Source organism: Seonamhaeicola algicola (genome assembly GCF_007997385.1).
Taxonomy (GTDB): domain Bacteria; phylum Bacteroidota; class Bacteroidia; order Flavobacteriales; family Flavobacteriaceae; genus Seonamhaeicola; species Seonamhaeicola algicola.
Genome location: NZ_VOSC01000030.1, coordinates 131,038 through 146,821 on the forward strand (window position 1 = coordinate 131,038; position 15,784 = coordinate 146,821).

16 protein-coding genes are annotated in these 15,784 nt (G+C 31.7%); 10 read left to right on the forward strand and 6 right to left on the reverse strand.

The features are described from left to right. Positions 1 to 41: 41 nt before the first annotated feature. The 3 genes from FUA26_RS12895 to FUA26_RS12905 all read right to left on the reverse strand — a co-directional run bounded on the left by FUA26_RS12895 (position 42) and on the right by FUA26_RS12905 (position 2,894). Positions 42 to 1,661, reverse strand: a complete 1,620-nt coding sequence (locus tag FUA26_RS12895; protein ID WP_147136850.1) for a SulP family inorganic anion transporter — start codon at positions 1,659 to 1,661, stop codon at positions 42 to 44. 129 nt (positions 1,662 to 1,790) lie between these two features. Continuing rightward, a complete protein-coding gene (locus FUA26_RS12900; RefSeq protein ID WP_147136851.1) occupies positions 1,791 to 2,174 on the reverse strand; it encodes a hypothetical protein in 384 nt (127 codons plus the stop codon). A 135-nt stretch (positions 2,175 to 2,309) separates the two neighbouring features. Next, on the reverse strand, positions 2,310 to 2,894 hold the full coding sequence (locus tag FUA26_RS12905; RefSeq protein ID WP_147136854.1) for an NUDIX hydrolase: 585 nt from the start codon (positions 2,892 to 2,894) through the stop codon (positions 2,310 to 2,312). Between the two features lie 131 nt (positions 2,895 to 3,025). On the opposite strand from FUA26_RS12905, the gene pyrE reads away from it, so the two are divergent. Then, positions 3,026 to 3,670, forward strand: coding sequence for an orotate phosphoribosyltransferase (pyrE, locus tag FUA26_RS12910; protein WP_147136857.1), 645 nt, complete (start codon positions 3,026 to 3,028; stop codon positions 3,668 to 3,670). A gap of 29 nt (positions 3,671 to 3,699) precedes the next feature. Beyond that, positions 3,700 to 4,095: an SRPBCC family protein gene (locus FUA26_RS12915; protein WP_147136861.1), complete on the forward strand. Its 396-nt coding sequence runs from the start codon at positions 3,700 to 3,702 to the stop codon at positions 4,093 to 4,095. On the opposite strand, the gene FUA26_RS12920 is transcribed toward FUA26_RS12915, so the two are convergent. Continuing rightward, positions 4,092 to 4,823, reverse strand: coding sequence for a biotin--[acetyl-CoA-carboxylase] ligase (locus FUA26_RS12920; protein ID WP_147136864.1), 732 nt, complete (start codon positions 4,821 to 4,823; stop codon positions 4,092 to 4,094). The two genes, FUA26_RS12915 and FUA26_RS12920, sit on opposite strands and share 4 nt — an antisense overlap. 92 nt (positions 4,824 to 4,915) lie before the next feature. Between FUA26_RS12920 and rsfS the strand changes: the two genes are divergently transcribed. From rsfS to FUA26_RS12955, 7 genes are all read left to right on the forward strand, one after another. Then, entirely contained in the window at positions 4,916 to 5,287 is a 372-nt protein-coding gene (rsfS, locus tag FUA26_RS12925) for a ribosome silencing factor (RefSeq protein WP_147136867.1), read from the forward strand. Between the two features lie 8 nt (positions 5,288 to 5,295). Next, positions 5,296 to 7,302 carry an ATP-dependent zinc metalloprotease FtsH gene (gene ftsH / locus FUA26_RS12930; protein ID WP_147136870.1) on the forward strand — a complete coding sequence of 669 codons (2,007 nt, stop codon included), beginning with the start codon at positions 5,296 to 5,298 and terminating at the stop codon, positions 7,300 to 7,302. A gap of 125 nt (positions 7,303 to 7,427) precedes the next feature. After that, positions 7,428 to 8,036, forward strand: a complete 609-nt coding sequence (locus tag FUA26_RS12935; RefSeq protein WP_147136873.1) for an LUD domain-containing protein — start codon at positions 7,428 to 7,430, stop codon at positions 8,034 to 8,036. Further along, positions 8,037 to 8,858: a phosphatidate cytidylyltransferase gene (locus FUA26_RS12940; RefSeq protein ID WP_147136876.1), complete on the forward strand. Its 822-nt coding sequence runs from the start codon at positions 8,037 to 8,039 to the stop codon at positions 8,856 to 8,858. Continuing rightward, on the forward strand, positions 8,848 to 9,498 hold the full coding sequence (locus FUA26_RS12945; RefSeq protein ID WP_147136879.1) for a phosphatidylserine decarboxylase family protein: 651 nt from the start codon (positions 8,848 to 8,850) through the stop codon (positions 9,496 to 9,498). Before FUA26_RS12940 ends, FUA26_RS12945 begins: the two co-directional genes overlap by 11 nt. After that, a complete protein-coding gene (locus FUA26_RS12950) occupies positions 9,499 to 9,765 on the forward strand; it encodes an acyl-CoA-binding protein (RefSeq protein WP_147136882.1) in 267 nt (88 codons plus the stop codon). It begins immediately after the preceding gene. Positions 9,766 to 9,781: 16 nt separating this feature from the next. Continuing rightward, positions 9,782 to 10,918, forward strand: coding sequence for a DUF6786 family protein (locus FUA26_RS12955; RefSeq protein WP_147136884.1), 1,137 nt, complete (start codon positions 9,782 to 9,784; stop codon positions 10,916 to 10,918). 66 nt (positions 10,919 to 10,984) lie between these two features. On the opposite strand, the gene FUA26_RS12960 is transcribed toward FUA26_RS12955, so the two are convergent. Next, entirely contained in the window at positions 10,985 to 13,621 is a 2,637-nt protein-coding gene (locus tag FUA26_RS12960) for a valine--tRNA ligase (protein WP_147136887.1), read from the reverse strand. A 237-nt stretch (positions 13,622 to 13,858) separates the two neighbouring features. On the opposite strand from FUA26_RS12960, the gene FUA26_RS12965 reads away from it, so the two are divergent. Continuing rightward, on the forward strand, positions 13,859 to 14,290 hold the full coding sequence (locus FUA26_RS12965; protein ID WP_147136890.1) for a DUF1573 domain-containing protein: 432 nt from the start codon (positions 13,859 to 13,861) through the stop codon (positions 14,288 to 14,290). Positions 14,291 to 14,345: 55 nt separating this feature from the next. On the opposite strand, the gene FUA26_RS12970 is transcribed toward FUA26_RS12965, so the two are convergent. Further along, positions 14,346 to 15,683, reverse strand: a complete 1,338-nt coding sequence (locus tag FUA26_RS12970; protein ID WP_147136893.1) for a PDZ domain-containing protein — start codon at positions 15,681 to 15,683, stop codon at positions 14,346 to 14,348. Positions 15,684 to 15,784: the final 101 nt, after the last annotated feature.

Below are 15,784 nucleotides of genomic sequence, written 5' to 3' on the forward strand. Positions count from 1 at the left end.
ACTATAAAAAAAATGCCTTTTGAAAACAAAAGGCATTTTTTTTATAGTTTATACTCTGAAAGTGATTTGGTAAACTTTTCAGGATTAGCTGCTAAATGATATCTAGGATCATCAATAGCCTCAACAATAACTTCCCTAAATTTAGGGCTAGATTTATAAAGAAGCTCTTTACTATCTTCACTTAAATGCTTTAGCTTTATTGATTTTCCTTCAGCTTCATATTTATTTACTAAATTAAAAATAGCTTCAATAGCCGAATGATCAGTTACTCTAGATTCAACAAAATCTATTTCAATAGTATCAGGATCATTTTTGGCATCAAATTTTTCGTTAAACGCTTTAATTGAACCAAAAAATAATGGGCCCCAAATTTCGTATACTTTGGTTCCGTCTTCCTTTATTCGTTTACGTGCTCTAATGCGTTTTGCATTTTCCCATGAAAACACTAATGCACTAATAATAACACCTGCAATAACAGCAACTGCTAAATCTTTCCATACGGTAATTAATGATACTGCTATTAATACAATAGCGTCACTTACGGGTATTTTTCTTAATATTCTAAAACTACTCCATGCAAATGTTCCTACTACAACCATAAACATAACACCAACCAATGCAGCAATTGGTATTTGCTCAATGTATGTTGATGCAAACAATATAAATACTAACAATAATACAGCAGCCACAATACCTGATAGCCTGCCACGTCCGCCTCCTTTTATATTGATAATAGATTGCCCAATCATGGCACAACCACCCATACCACCAAATAAGCCAGTAACTATATTTGCTCCACCTTGTGCCATACATTCTTTGTTGGCATTTCCGCGAGTTTCGGTTAATTCATCAACCAAATTTAAAGTCATTAAAGACTCTATTAAGCCAATTGCTGCCAAAATAACAGCATAAGGCCCAATAAATTTTAAGGTTTGTATATTAAATGGTATTTTATTAAAAATATCAAACTGAAACTGTGGTAAACCACCTTTTAAACCTTCGCCACCGCCATCTCTAATAAAACTACCTACGGTTGCTACATCTAAATTTCCAAAAATAACAATTGCTGATACTACTAAAATACCTATAAGGGCTTCAGGCAATTTTTTTGTTATTTTAAATTTAGGTAATGTAAACATTATTAGCATGGTTAAGCCTACTAAAGCCACCATGGTATACATTTTTGCACCAGTAAAAAAGTTTCCATCAACATCTTTAAACATTTTTAATTGTGCTAAAAATATAACAATAGCCAAACCATTAACAAAACCCATCATAACAGGGTGCGGAATAAGCCTTACAAACTTACCAAGTTTAAAAACACCAGCTAAAATTTGAATTACTCCCATTAAAATAACGGTAGCAAATAAATAGTAAAGTCCTAAATTTTCACTTTCAGCACCCATGGCATTACCTTCGGCAACCAAGCTTACCATTACAACGGCTAAAGCACCTGTTGCACCACTAATCATACCTGGGCGGCCACCAAATATTGATGTTATTAAACCAATCATAAAAGCTGCATACAAACCAACTAATGGATCTACACCTGCTACAAATGCAAATGCTACAGCTTCTGGCACTAAAGCTAATGCCACAGTTGCGCCACTTAAAATATCGTTTTTAGCATTTTTTGTACGCTTTCTTATAAAATCTGTCATACCTTAAATTTTGCACAAATTTAAGTTTAAAAGCGCAAGCAACAAGTTATTTATCATTTATTAATGACTGATAAACACTAAAACGTTTTAGTAAATAATATTAGCATTTTATTAGATAGAAACCACACTTTAAGTAAGTGAATACTCATGATGACTTTCAATCCACTCTAAGGCCTCAGGCCTAGTTCTAAATAATTTAATATTCCAATCACTAGCTTCATTAATTTTAATCAATGTTTCTGTAGACATTAATGCTCCACTACTTCCAACTAAAACAGCCATGGAGTGTATTTGTGGTAAGCTAGCTATTATTTTTTGGGCTTCAAAAGTATATGTGTAAGAATTTTTTTTGTTTATTATTAATGAAAACGGTGCTTCTAAATGGCTTAGTAAAAAATCATGGTATAAATCTACCATTACTTCATTCATTACAATACCTTCATCAATAATTACTTCGGCTAAGTTAGGTTTTAATATTAAAATTGTTCCAAAAGAGAGTTTGTGCTCTTTCATTGTTTATTGGTTTTTTATGGAGAGACCAGTTTTAAGTATTTACATACAAAAACCGAGATATTGCTATTAATAAAATTAAAGTTAACACTTTTTTTAAAAACTTTGCAACGTTTTTATTTTTTTAGTAAAAAAAACTTACTCAACTAACGCTTTAATATTAGCGTATGAATTTGATAACGCTTCTTTAGCTTCTTCGTTATTTAACCAAACTACTTTTGTAATACCCTCTTTTTCTTGCGGATATAAATTACCATTAAAGTTAGTTTGCATTTCAAACCAATAGGTTACTTTTATTTTATGTTTACCGTTACGCTTAAAAATATGGTAGGTTGTTTGTAGGGGTTTTGTTATTTGTAAACCTTTTACGCCGGTTTCTTCTTCAACTTCTCTAATTGAGGTTTGTTCTATAGTTTCATTTGATTCTGCTTTTCCTTTAGGTAAATCCCACTTATCATTTCTATAAATAAATAAAACATTGCCTTCTGTATTATATACTTTGCCACCACCAGCTACAACATTAGGTAATTTTTTTAAAAACTTACTAAGCAATTTTTCTTTATTTTTATGAATAAGTCTAACCTCATTTAAATCTGTTTTTGTAAGTTCTTTAATTACTTTACCAATGTTTACAGTATCTAACAAATAATTTTTAAAATAAGTTTCTTGTGCTACTTCAGTGGTTAAAATTATAGGCTTATCTCCAACAAAAATTTTATACATAAATATTATTTGGTGTTTAACTATTGGTAAAAATATCATTTTTAGTTACAAACCTATAATTGTTGAAAAAAATATTTGGCTTAACAATATTCCTCTTACATAAAAACGAAATTAATCTGTATTTTTGGCACATGATTTTTAATAAAGATACAGCCAAAAAAACTGCTGAAGTTTTATTACAAGTAAACGCTATAAAACTCAGCCCTAAAGAGCCCTTCACATGGGCATCTGGATGGAAATCACCTATTTACTGTGATAACCGCATAATTCTATCGTTTCCTGCCATTAGAAATTATGTTAGAGAAACCATGGCAAAACAAATTGAAAAGCAATACGGCAAACCCGATGCTATTGCGGGTGTAGCCACTGGCGCCATTGGTATTGGCATGCTAGTTGCCGAGTATTTAGGCTTGCCTTTTATTTATGTAAGGCCCGATGCTAAAGGCCATGGCCGTAAAAACCAAATTGAAGGCTTTATTGAAAAAGGCCAAAATGTTGTGGTGGTTGAAGATTTAATAAGCACAGGCAAAAGTAGTTTAAACGCTGTTACCGCATTAAAAAATGCAGGTATAAATGTTAAAGGCATGATAGCTATATTTACCTATGGTTTTGAAGTGGCTACCAAAAATTTTGAGAACAAAAACCTTATGCTTCAAACCTTAAGCAACTACGAAAGCTTGCTTGAACAAGCACTAGACACCAATTATATTACCGAAAAACAACTAAAAACATTAGCTGAATGGAATAGTAACCCAAGTGAATGGAACGCTATTTGATACACTAGTTGTAATTAAAATACTTATAAATGAATTTAGAATCTCCAAAAATAAACGTAGAAAAGTCTCCTGAAGACGTTTTCAATTTTTTATCTGATGTAAAAAACTTTGAATCTTTAATGCCTGAAAACATTAGTAAGTTTGAAGTTTTAGAAGACGATAAGTTTTTATTTGCCCTAAAAGGCATGCCCGAAATTATATTAAAAAAGAAAGAAGTTGTACCACCAAACAAAATTGTATTAGGTGCTGCAGGCGGAAAAATAGATTTTTCACTAATTGGTCATATTATAGAAACTGGCAACAATGCCAGTGAAGTACAATTAAAATTTGATGGCAATTTTAACCCAATGATGGCAATGATGATAAAAGGCCCAATAAGTAAATTTATTGAAACCCTTGCCACAAGCATTCCAAAAGCTATTTAATACAACAATTGAATTTCTTTTAAATCAAAGGTTTTTACAATATTATTTTCCAACAACACCTTTAGGTTTCCTGTATTTGTAACACCTTTAATAAAACCAGAAAACATACAACCTTCAGCATCTAAAAATGTTGAAGGTTTATTTTTTCTAAATAAATAATTAACATATTCATTTTTTATAATTGCAGTGTTGCCCGCTTTTAAAAATTCAAAATAAAACTTCAAATTATTAATTATTGTAATAGCAACCTCATCAATGCTAAAAACACGTCCGGTTATAATTTTTAATGATGATGCTTTGGGTAAATTTTCAAATTCAGTTTGGTTTACATTTAAGCCCATACCTATAATTGAAGCCGTCATTTTATTATTTTTTATGACATTTTCAATTAAAACACCACATATTTTTTTGTTTTCTGACAAAATGTCGTTAGGCCATTTTACACTAATTTTAGGTATTCCAAAAAAGTTTAGCGTTTTAATTAAAGCCAAAGCAGCTACCATACTTATGTAAAAAGGATGCTCTAAATAAAAACCACTAATGTCTTTAAACACACTAAACGTAAGGTTTTTTCCAGCCTCAGCATTCCAAACTGTTCCCATTTGCCCACGTCCGCTAGTTTGGTTTTGGGTAATAACAGCAGTAAAATCGTTTAAATTTTCATCTGCAATTAAGCTACGCAAATAGCTATTTGTAGAATTGGTGGCACTAAGTTTGATTATATGCATAAAAATGTAATAAATATACTAGCAAATCTTATGATTTTTTTAGAGCTTTAAAAACTAAAAAATAATAACTTTGTACAAATTAAATAAATTTAATGGCGAAAGAAAAAATAAGCGCAGACCAATTAATATCTGTAATTTTAAGCGGAATTGAAGATGTTAAAGGTAAAGAAATAAATATTTTAGACTTAAGAGAAATTGAAAACACTGTTTGTGATTACTTTATAATTTGTGAAGGTACTTCTAACACACAAGTAAACGCCATAGTAAACTCCGTACAAAAAAAGGTAAGCAAAGAACTTAAAGACAAACCTTGGCATGTTGAAGGTGAAGACAATGCCGAATGGGTTTTAATAGACTATGTTAATGTTGTTGTGCATGTTTTCCAAAAGCATGTTAGAGAATATTATGATATAGAAAGCCTTTGGGGAGACGCTAAAACAACAGTAATAGAAACAAGTTATTAAGAAAACACATGGCAAACGATAAAAAGAACAACAAAGATAAAAAGCCAAAGTTTAGCCCGTATTGGATTTACGGTATTTTACTAGCCCTATTTTTAGGGTTTCAATTTTTTGGAGACACATCAAGCAATGGTGGCTCTAAAACTACAACTTCAGATTTTTTTAAATATTTAGCCAATGGCGATGTTGAAAAAATAGATATTGTAAAAAACACCCGAGTTGCACGCGTATATTTAACCAAAGATGCCGAAGGTAAAGACATACACAAAAACTCTAAACAACAACCGTTTATTCCATCGGTTACCAGAATACCTAATTACAAATTTGAGTTTGGCGATCTTCAAAACTTTGAAAACAAACTTAATGACACTATAAAAAATTTAGACACCAAACCAGTTATTGAGTTTGATACTGAAACTGATACCATAGGTAATTTACTTATTGGTTTATTACCTTTTTTATTACTTATTGGTGTTTGGATTTTTATAATGCGAAGAATGTCTGGCGGTGCTGGTGGTGGCGCAGGTGGTCAAATTTTTAATATAGGAAAATCTAGAGCTAAACTTTTTGACCAAAATACCGAAGTTAAAACCACATTTAAAGACGTGGCTGGTTTAGAAGGCGCAAAAGAAGAAGTTCAAGAAATTGTAGATTTCTTAAAATTTCCTGAAAAATACACCACTTTAGGTGGTAAAATACCAAAAGGTGCATTACTAGTTGGCCCTCCAGGAACAGGTAAAACATTATTAGCAAAAGCTGTAGCTGGTGAAGCTAAAGTTCCTTTCTTCTCACTTTCAGGTTCAGATTTTGTTGAAATGTTTGTTGGTGTAGGTGCATCGCGCGTGCGCGATTTATTTAAACAAGCTAAAGAAAAATCGCCTTCAATTATATTTATTGATGAAATTGACGCTATTGGTCGTGCAAGAGGTAAAAACGCCATGTCTGGAAGTAATGACGAACGCGAAAACACCCTAAACCAATTATTAACTGAAATGGATGGTTTTGGCACAAATACCAACGTTATTGTACTTGCAGCAACCAATAGAGCCGATATTTTAGATAAAGCATTAATGCGTGCCGGAAGATTTGACAGACAAATTTTTGTTGATTTACCTGATGTGAGAGAACGTAAAGAAATTTTTGAAGTTCACTTACGTCCGTTAAAAAAATCAAAAGATTTAGATACTGACTTTTTATCAAAACAAACACCAGGTTTTTCAGGTGCCGATATTGCAAACGTATGTAACGAAGCAGCATTAATTGCAGCTAGAAATGGCAAAAAAGAAGTTGATAAACAAGATTTTCTTGATGCTGTTGATAGAATTATTGGTGGTTTAGAAAAGAAAAACAAAATAATTACACCTAGTGAAAAACGCGCCGTTGCATTCCATGAAGCTGGTCATGCAGTTGTTAGCTGGATGCTTGAACACGCTGCACCATTAATTAAAGTAACTATTGTACCTAGAGGCCGTTCATTAGGTGCCGCATGGTATTTACCCGAAGAACGCTTAATTGTTCGTCCAGAACAAATGCTAGACGAAATGTGTGCTGCACTTGGTGGTAGAGCCGCAGAAAAAGTTATTTTCAACAAAATATCTACAGGTGCTTTAAGTGATTTAGAAAAAGTAACCAAGCAAGCCCGTGCCATGGTAACCATTTACGGTTTAAGTGATAAAATTGGAAACTTAACCTATTATGATTCTAGCGGGCAAAGTGAATACGGTTTCTCTAAACCTTACAGTGAGCAAACAGCCGAATTAATTGATAAAGAAATTTCGGATATTATTGAGAAGCAATATGAACGCGCCATTAAATTGCTTGAAGATAATAAAGATAAACTCACAGAACTTGCCGAAGAACTATTAACAAAAGAAGTTATTTTTAAAGATAACTTAGAACGTATTTTTGGTAAGCGTGCTTTTGAGAAAGAAGAAGCCATTGTAAAAACAGACGAAAAAAAGAACGTTGAAACTCCTGAACAAAACCAAGACAGTTCAGAAACAAAAGAAAATTCGTAAAAAGCAGCTAAATTTTAGTATTTTTGTTATGCTTTTACTAAAAAACTTAAAATAACCTTAAGGTTATTTTAAGTTTTTTTATATTTGATTTTCAACAATAAGATTAGGTTAATAGCTACTACTAAATGAGTCTTTTTAGAAAACTTTTTGGTTCTAAATCTGAAAAAACCTCAGAAGAACTAAAATCTGATGAAAGAGGCAAATACATGCCAGAAGTTAAGCTACCAATAGACGAAAGGTTTACAATAAATTTTAAAGCTAATGGTGGCAAATTCTTGTATTGTGAAGATTTAAATGAAGTTTATGAAAACCTAGATCTTATAATTGAAGAGAATAAATGGCAACAAAAAAAAGTATTACTGTTAGATGAGCAATTAACTGATAAGTTTAAAAACTCTAGCATTAATGCATCAAGATTAATTAGTGAATCTGAATTTTTTCTAACCACTTGCGAAAATCTAATTGCCAATGATGGTTCTTTACTTATTTCATCAAAACAAATATTTGAAAAAAAACTACCCGAACTCCCTTTTAACTTTGTAGTTTTTGCTACTACAAGCCAAATTGTTGAAAATATTGGTGAAGGATTACGAGGTATAAAATCAAAAAACCGTCAAAAAATTCCAACCAACATTACAACCATCAAGCATTTTAAATCTAGCGAAGAAAAAGACTTTTTAAGTTACGGCAGTAGCGCAAAAAATTTATACTTACTACTTTTAGAAGATTTATAAATGAAAGAAATGCTTACCAGAGGGCTTTCAGGCCTCGTATATATTGGTTTACTTATTGGCTGTATGCAAAATAAGCATGCTTTAATAATTTTATTTTTTGTTTTTGGACTTATAACATTAGCCGAATTTAAAAAACTCATTCAACTTAAAAGCATCATCCCTTTTATTATTTTTGTAATAATGTACTTTGTATTTGTATACTGGAAACTAATACTAAATACACGCTTTGGTTTAGATGAGGCCACACAAATACTAATGGTTTTAACCATATTTGTTCAATTGTTTTTAATAAAAGATTTGTTTTCAGAAAAAACCATTCCATTATTTTCAACCAAACGTTTTATACTTACAACCTTTTACATTACTAGCGCTTTTGTTTTTTTAAATTTAATAGCAAACTATCAAAAAAACTACAATGCCAATATATTATTAGGAGCTTTTATACTTATTTGGGTAAATGATTCCTTTGCTTATATAGTTGGTAAAAACTTAGGCAAACAAAAGCTTTTCTCAAAAATTTCACCAAAGAAAACAGTTGAAGGCTTTTTAGGCGGTTTATTTTTTGCTTGTGTTGCTAGTTATTTTATTGCTAACTTTACACAAACACTAAATTTTACTAACTGGCTAATTTTAAGTGTTATAGTTAGTGTTTTTGGCACTTTAGGAGATTTAATAGAATCTAAATTTAAAAGACAAGCTGGTGTTAAAGATAGTGGTTCAATCATGCCAGGTCATGGTGGCTTGTTTGATAGGCTAGATAGTATCATATTTGCAGCACCATTTATTTATTCATTTTTAAGCATTTTAAACTATGTTTCATAAAGAAGGACATAAAATTATACTAACAACTTTTGTTATTGTTATTGCATTATTTTTATTAACAGATAGCTTCATAACAATAAGCTGGTTACGCACATTAACACTAGTTGTTTTACTTATATTTTTAATATTAATTCTACAGTTTTTTAGAAATCCAAAACGGCATACAGTTCAAAATGAAGCACAAGTAATATCTCCAGTAGATGGAAAAGTAGTAGTAATTGAAGAAGTATTTGAAAAAGAATATTTTAATGAAAAACGCTTGCAAGTAAGCGTATTTATGTCGCCCATAAATGTTCATGTAACCCGCTACCCTATTGGCGGCAAAGTACTTTTTAGTAAATATCACCCCGGTAAATATTTAGTAGCATGGCATCCAAAAGCTAGCGAAGAAAATGAACGTACTACTATTGTTGTTGAAAACCCATCTTACGGAAAAGTATTATACAGACAAATTGCTGGTGCATTAGCTAAACGCATTGTAAATTATGCAAAAGTTAATGATACCGCTGTACAAGGAGCAGATGCTGGTTTTATAAAATTTGGCTCTAGAGTTGACTTATTTTTACCCTTAGATACTAATATAAAAGTACAATTAAACCAAAAAGTTAAAGGCGGCGAAACTGTTATAGCAGAAGCATAAATGACGAACGAAGATTTAGATAAAGCATTTGAAGAAGCAGTAGCTAGAGTTAACGCTCACAAAGAGCCTTTTCCTGCTGATACGCTTTTAAAATTATACGCCTACTACAAAAAGGCAACGAATGATTATGGCAAACCCCGAAGCAGAGAAGCTTTAATAAATGCTTTTAAAACAAACGCCCTATTTCAAGCAAAAAACATTACTGAAACCGAAGCCAAAGAAGCCTATATTGATTTGGTTAATAAGTACTTTTTATACAGAGAATAACACAAAAAAAGCTACAATGAAACACTTTTTATATTTAGTTTTAAGCTTTTTTATAGTTGGCTGTAGCAAAAATATTCCTAAAAAAAACTACCAATATTACTGTACACTTTTTAATAATAAAACTGCTTTTGAATTAACCAATAACAGCGGAGACTCAAGAGTTTTAGTCTCACCTTTTTACCAAGGCAGAATTTTAACCAGTTCTTATAACAACATAGAAGGTTTAAGTAACGGGTGGATTAACGAAAATGCCCTTACTGATACAACCAAAAGTATTGGCGGCGAAGAACGCCTTTGGATTGGTCCTTTAGGTTCTCAATTTTCATTTTATTTTCAGCAAATACAACCACTTCATGATGACAACTGGAAAGTACCTGCAACTATAGATGCTGAACCCTACAAAGTAATTTACAAAAGCAATAGTAACGTTGAATTATATAAAACAATGCAACTTACTAATTATATAGGTACTACATTTAATATTGAAATTAACCGAAATATAAGCATCCTTTCAAAAGAAAACATTCAAAAAAATTTAAATATTGAAGTTGATAACTCCACTAAATTTGTGGCTTTTGAAACTAAACACACATTGAAAAATATTGATACTGTTACTTGGAAAAAACACACAGGTTTAGCAGGTTTATGGAGCGCTGGTATGTATCCGGGAGATGATTCAGTAGTTATTATACCACTTAAAAACAACGGGACGAAACATAATGTTTTAACCTACTTAGCACCTATTGACAGTACACGTTTTATTGTAAAAAACAACACTGCTTTATTTAAAACCGACGGACAATACCGAAGTAAAATTGGTATACCACCACAGTTTGCACCAGCTGTTTATGGCTGCTATTCAAAACTGAACAATAAACTAACTATTATTCAATATAAAAAAGAAACTGATAGTTTATACTCAAATTCACAGGTTAGTATTCAAGACACACCTTATAAAGGCGAAGCTATTCCTATTTACAACAATGGTGCAGATTTTTTTGAGCTTGAAAGCAATGCGCCTTTAAAAGTTTTAAAACCAAATGAAACTACTACGCACTGGCAACGTGTTTATCATTTTAACGCTTCAAAAAACACATTAAATAAGTTGAGTAAAAAATTACTTGGTTTTGATTTGAATAGCGCAAAGTTTTAACATAGCTATAAAAACACTAAATACTTGTTCTTTTTAATTTTTATAAAAAGAACAAGTATTAATATTTTACTTTAAACTAGCCAAACTAGCCTTTAATGTTTCAATTTTAGCCAATGCATCAGCTTCTTTTTTCTTTTCTGAAGCTACTACTTGCTCTGGTGCATTATTTACAAAACGCTCGTTTGATAGTTTTTTCTGCACCGATTTTAAAAATCCTTCGGTGTAGTTTAACTCTTCGGTTAACTTTTTTATTTCGGCTTCAACATCGATAGCGCCAACCATTGGCACAAAATATTCGTTAGATTTCACTCTAAAGGTTAATGCGCCTTCAACAGCTTCATCTACATATTCAATAGCTTCTAGATTACCCATTTTTTGGATAATCGCATCAAACGTAGTAGATGATTTTTCGTTATTTATTACCGAAAATCCAATCGCATCCTTAAACGCAATGTTCTTTTCTTTTCTAATAGTACGAATACCTGAAATCACTTCTGAAGCAAAATCAAATTCTGAAATCAAGGTTTCGTTTATTGCTTTTGCTGTTGGCCAACTCGCTACAATTAACGCGTCTTCTGGCGTACGTTCTTTTATGTAATGCCATAAATCTTCTGTTAAAAATGGCATAAACGGATGTACAATTTTTAAGTTATCTTCAAAAATTGAAATAATTGCGTTGTACGTTTTAGCATCAATTGGTTGCTGGTATGCTGGTTTTACCATTTCTAGTAACCAACCACAAAAATCGTCGTAAATTAACTTGTAAATTGCCATTAACGCATCGCTTAAACGGTATTTACTAAAGTGGTCTTCAATCTCAATTAATGATTTTTGGAATTTAGATTCGTACCATTCTATTGCAATCTTACTTACCTCTGGTTGTTCAATGCTTTCCGAAACTTCCCAACCATCAACTAAACGGTAGGCATTCCAGATTTTGTTACCGAAACCTTTTCCTTGTTGGCATAACGATTCGTCAAACAATAAATCGTTTCCTGCTGCGCTGCTTAATAGTAACCCAACACGAACACCATCTGCACTGTATTCTTCAATAAGCTTTAAGGCGTCTGGTGAGTTTCCTAAAGATTTACTCATTTTACGACGTTGCTTATCGCGTACCAATCCTGTTAAATATACATTCTGGAAAGGTTTTTCATCTTTATACTCGTAACCAGCAATTATCATACGTGCTACCCAAAAGAACAAAATATCCGGACCTGTTACCAAGTCGTTTGTTGGGTAATAGTATTTAATTTCTTCGTTTTCTGGATTGCGAATACCATCAAAAACCGACATTGGCCATAACCATGATGAGAACCATGTGTCTAATGCATCGGTTTCTTGACGTAAGTCGTTAGTTGTTAGTTGTTGGTTGTTAGTCTTTTCTTGCGCAAGCTTGACAGCTTGCTCAAGAGTTTCAGCAACTACAAAATCTTCTTTTCCGTCTCCATAATAAAACGCAGGAATTTGTTGTCCCCAAAGTAATTGGCGCGAAATATTCCAATCACGGATGTTTTCCATCCAGTGACGATAGGTGTTTTCAAACTTTTTTGGGAATAGTTTTATATCGGCGTTTTCACCTAAAACAGCTTCTATTGCCGGTTTTACCAATTCTTCCATTTTTAAGAACCATTGGTCGCTTAATCGTGGTTCTATAATGGCTTTGGTACGTTCTGAAATTCCAACACGGTTATTATGGTCTTCTATTTTTTCAATTAAACCTAAACTTTCAAGCTCTTTTACAATTTCTTTTCTAACTTCAAAACGATCTTTTCCTTCGTAATGTAAACCGTAACTGTTTAAAGAAGCATCTTCGTTAAAAATATCAATTACCTCAAGGTTATGCTTATCGCCTAAAACCTTATCGTTTTCATCATGTGCTGGCGTTACTTTTAAACAACCAGTACCAAATTCAACATCAACATAATCATCTTCAATAATAGGAATCACGCGATTACAAATAGGCACAATGGCTTTTTTTCCTTTTAAATTGAAATGACGCTCGTCTGCTGGATTGATACAAATTGCCGAATCGCCTAAAATAGTTTCAGGGCGTGTTGTAGCAATGGTTAACGTATCGTCGCTACCTTCAATTTTATATTTTATGTGGTATAATTTACCTTGCTTATCTACATATTCAACCTCTTCATCAGATAAAGTAGTTTTTGCTTCTGGATCCCAATTTACCATACGGTAACCGCGATAAATAAGTCCTTTGTTATATAAATCAACAAACACTTTTATTACGGCTTCACTCATATCGTCATCCATAGTAAACTTGGTACGATCCCAATCGCAAGAGCAACCTAGTTTTTTTAATTGCTCAAGAATTACACCACCGTATTCATGCGTCCAATCCCAAGCGTGTTTTAAAAACTCGTCTCTAGTTAAATCGTTTTTATCTATGCCTTCTGCTTTTAATTTGGCAACTACTTTGGCTTCGGTAGCAATAGATGCGTGATCTGTACCTGGAACCCAACAGGCGTTTTTACCTTGTAAACGGGCACGACGTATTAATACATCTTGAATGGTATTATTCAACATATGTCCCATATGTAGTACTCCTGTAACGTTTGGTGGCGGAATAACAATAGTATACGGCTCTCTTTCATCTGGTGTTGAATGAAAATAATTATGTTTCATCCAGTAGCTGTACCACTTATTTTCTACCTGTTTTGCATCGTATTTTGATGGAATACTCATGTTTGGAATAGTTTTTGAATAATAATTGGCAAAAGTACTTATATTTCTTTTTCTGTGAAAACTATTATGTTCTATTTGAAAGAACTTATATTTTTAACATTGTAATAACCAAAACCAGAAAAGTAATACGTACATTTAATGAAGTTAAATATGTTAATATAGTTGTATTTCATCTAATAATTTTGCTTATTATGGATAAAGTATCTATGTTTACCAAAGAATTAAAAACGTAACGTAATGAAACAATTAATTACAATTTTATTTATCGGGTTAATCAGTTTATCTGTTAATGCCCAAGACAAAGTAGCTAAAATTAAGTTTAAAACAGACACTATTGATTATGGCACTATAGAAAAAGGCGCTGATGGTGTGCGCGTTTTTGAATTTACAAATACAGGAGATGCGCCTCTTATAATTACCGATGTTAAATCATCTTGCGGATGTACTATTCCATCAAAACCAAAAGACCCAATTATGCCAGGTAAAACAGGTGAAATTAAAGTGAAGTATGATACCAATAGAGTAAACCCTATTAGAAAAACTATTACGGTAATTTCAAACGCTGATACGCCAACTGTTGCATTAAAAATTAAAGGTTTAGTAGTAGACTCTAAAGCCAACAAAGCTAGTGTATTACAGAAAACAAACAAAAGCATTGTGCAAAATTAATTGCCACACTACATTATAAATTAAAGGCTTAAACGTATTGTTTAGGCCTTTTTTATTAATATGGCTTTTCTAGCCTAAAATTAAAACTTAAAACAGTATTTCCTCTTTCAACTTTTAATTTTATAAGTTTACCTATATTACCATAAAACATATGCATTATTTGTTGCAATTTTAATTGGTGTGTAGTTTTACCATTAATAGTTAAAATTACATCACCTTTTTGTAAGCCTGCTTTTTTAGCTGGCGAATTTTCACGAAGCTCAACAATAGCATAAGCAGGTTTTAATGCCATACGGTAAGTTCTATCTAAAACCACATTAACACCATCACTAGCTTTACTTAAACCTCTATTTTCATTGGGTTTAAAAGTAGTGTTATCATATTCTTTAACAAACCTAACACCGCTATGAGCTAACTCTATACCACTGTTATTATACCTAAATTCATCTTTAAAATTAGCATTTTTTTTAAGTGTTAATAATGAGTTTTTATAATCTACAATAACATTAAAGCGCTTTAAAATATTACCAGCAATACTACCATTTCTTTCTTTTACACGTTTAGCAAAAGCTATTGATGTAGCATCAGGATAGGCTACATTTGCATGTTTTAATTTAAAATTTTTCAAATAAAAAGTATCAACCTTAGTACGTTTACCGTAAACACTACCACTTAAACCATGACCTAAAAAATCTCTAAAAAAAGCATTGCCAGATTGTATACCAATAGCATCATCTTCAAACAACCATAAGCTATCGCTTCCACCAGAATCTATTAAAAGTTTAACAGGTATTTTTTTATTTTGAATATTTACATGAGCATTAATATATGGCTTATCATTATAAAACTCTAAATTAAAACGCTCGCACTTTTTGCATGTTTTATACTTGTATACGTTAGGCTCATGCAACCTAATATATTTGGCTCTGTAATTTATTTCAACAATAAAATCTTTAAATAAATCTAACCCTATAATACCATGAATTGGTATGCCAAGTCTTGGAGCAAAATTAATATCTAAACCAAAAATTGCATACAGGTGCTGGTTAATATTTATAGCCTCACCTATTTTAAAAATATTATTGGAAGATTTTAACGCTTCAACCGGTTCACCATCACCTAAACCTCGTAAAAAAAGTGTTTCAGTATTTTTTACTTTTAAAGTATCGGCTCCATTTAAAAAATTAAAAATTATAGGTTTACTAACGCCAGTGTCTAAAATAAATGATAACGCCACACCATTAACTTGAACAGGCACTACCATTAAGTTATGTATTAATTTGAAGTCTATTTTATCAGATTGCTTTTTATTTTGAATAACAAACTTACTTTGAGCAAATGAACTTAAAGCTAAAACAGAAAATAAACAGAAAAAAACTAAGCGCTTTTTCATTAAAAGTTGCATATTAATTATATTATCAATTTACAAATCTTTTAAATAGTCTGTTAGTTTACGCCTTCTTTTTAATAAAAATTTCTCAAATTTGCACACTA

Excerpts from the sequence above, each read along its gene's own strand:
- FUA26_RS12940 (WP_147136876.1), top strand. The coding sequence starts at position 8,037 with ATGAAAGAAATGCTTACCAGAGGGCTTTCAGGCCTCGTATATATTGGT.
- FUA26_RS12960 (WP_147136887.1), bottom strand. The coding sequence starts at position 13,621 with ATGAGTATTCCATCAAAATACGATGCAAAACAGGTAGAAAATAAGTGG.
- FUA26_RS12970 (WP_147136893.1), bottom strand. The coding sequence starts at position 15,683 with ATGAAAAAGCGCTTAGTTTTTTTCTGTTTATTTTCTGTTTTAGCTTTA.
- FUA26_RS12900 (WP_147136851.1), bottom strand. The coding sequence starts at position 2,174 with ATGAAAGAGCACAAACTCTCTTTTGGAACAATTTTAATATTAAAACCT.
- FUA26_RS12950 (WP_147136882.1), top strand. The coding sequence starts at position 9,499 with ATGACGAACGAAGATTTAGATAAAGCATTTGAAGAAGCAGTAGCTAGA.
- ftsH (WP_147136870.1), top strand. The coding sequence starts at position 5,296 with ATGGCAAACGATAAAAAGAACAACAAAGATAAAAAGCCAAAGTTTAGC.
- rsfS (WP_147136867.1), top strand. The coding sequence starts at position 4,916 with ATGGCGAAAGAAAAAATAAGCGCAGACCAATTAATATCTGTAATTTTA.
- pyrE (WP_147136857.1), top strand. The coding sequence starts at position 3,026 with ATGATTTTTAATAAAGATACAGCCAAAAAAACTGCTGAAGTTTTATTA.
- FUA26_RS12915 (WP_147136861.1), top strand. The coding sequence starts at position 3,700 with ATGAATTTAGAATCTCCAAAAATAAACGTAGAAAAGTCTCCTGAAGAC.
- FUA26_RS12935 (WP_147136873.1), top strand. The coding sequence starts at position 7,428 with ATGAGTCTTTTTAGAAAACTTTTTGGTTCTAAATCTGAAAAAACCTCA.
- FUA26_RS12955 (WP_147136884.1), top strand. The coding sequence starts at position 9,782 with ATGAAACACTTTTTATATTTAGTTTTAAGCTTTTTTATAGTTGGCTGT.
- FUA26_RS12905 (WP_147136854.1), bottom strand. The coding sequence starts at position 2,894 with ATGTATAAAATTTTTGTTGGAGATAAGCCTATAATTTTAACCACTGAA.
- FUA26_RS12945 (WP_147136879.1), top strand. The coding sequence starts at position 8,848 with ATGTTTCATAAAGAAGGACATAAAATTATACTAACAACTTTTGTTATT.
- FUA26_RS12920 (WP_147136864.1), bottom strand. The coding sequence starts at position 4,823 with ATGCATATAATCAAACTTAGTGCCACCAATTCTACAAATAGCTATTTG.
- FUA26_RS12895 (WP_147136850.1), bottom strand. The coding sequence starts at position 1,661 with ATGACAGATTTTATAAGAAAGCGTACAAAAAATGCTAAAAACGATATT.
- FUA26_RS12965 (WP_147136890.1), top strand. The coding sequence starts at position 13,859 with ATGAAACAATTAATTACAATTTTATTTATCGGGTTAATCAGTTTATCT.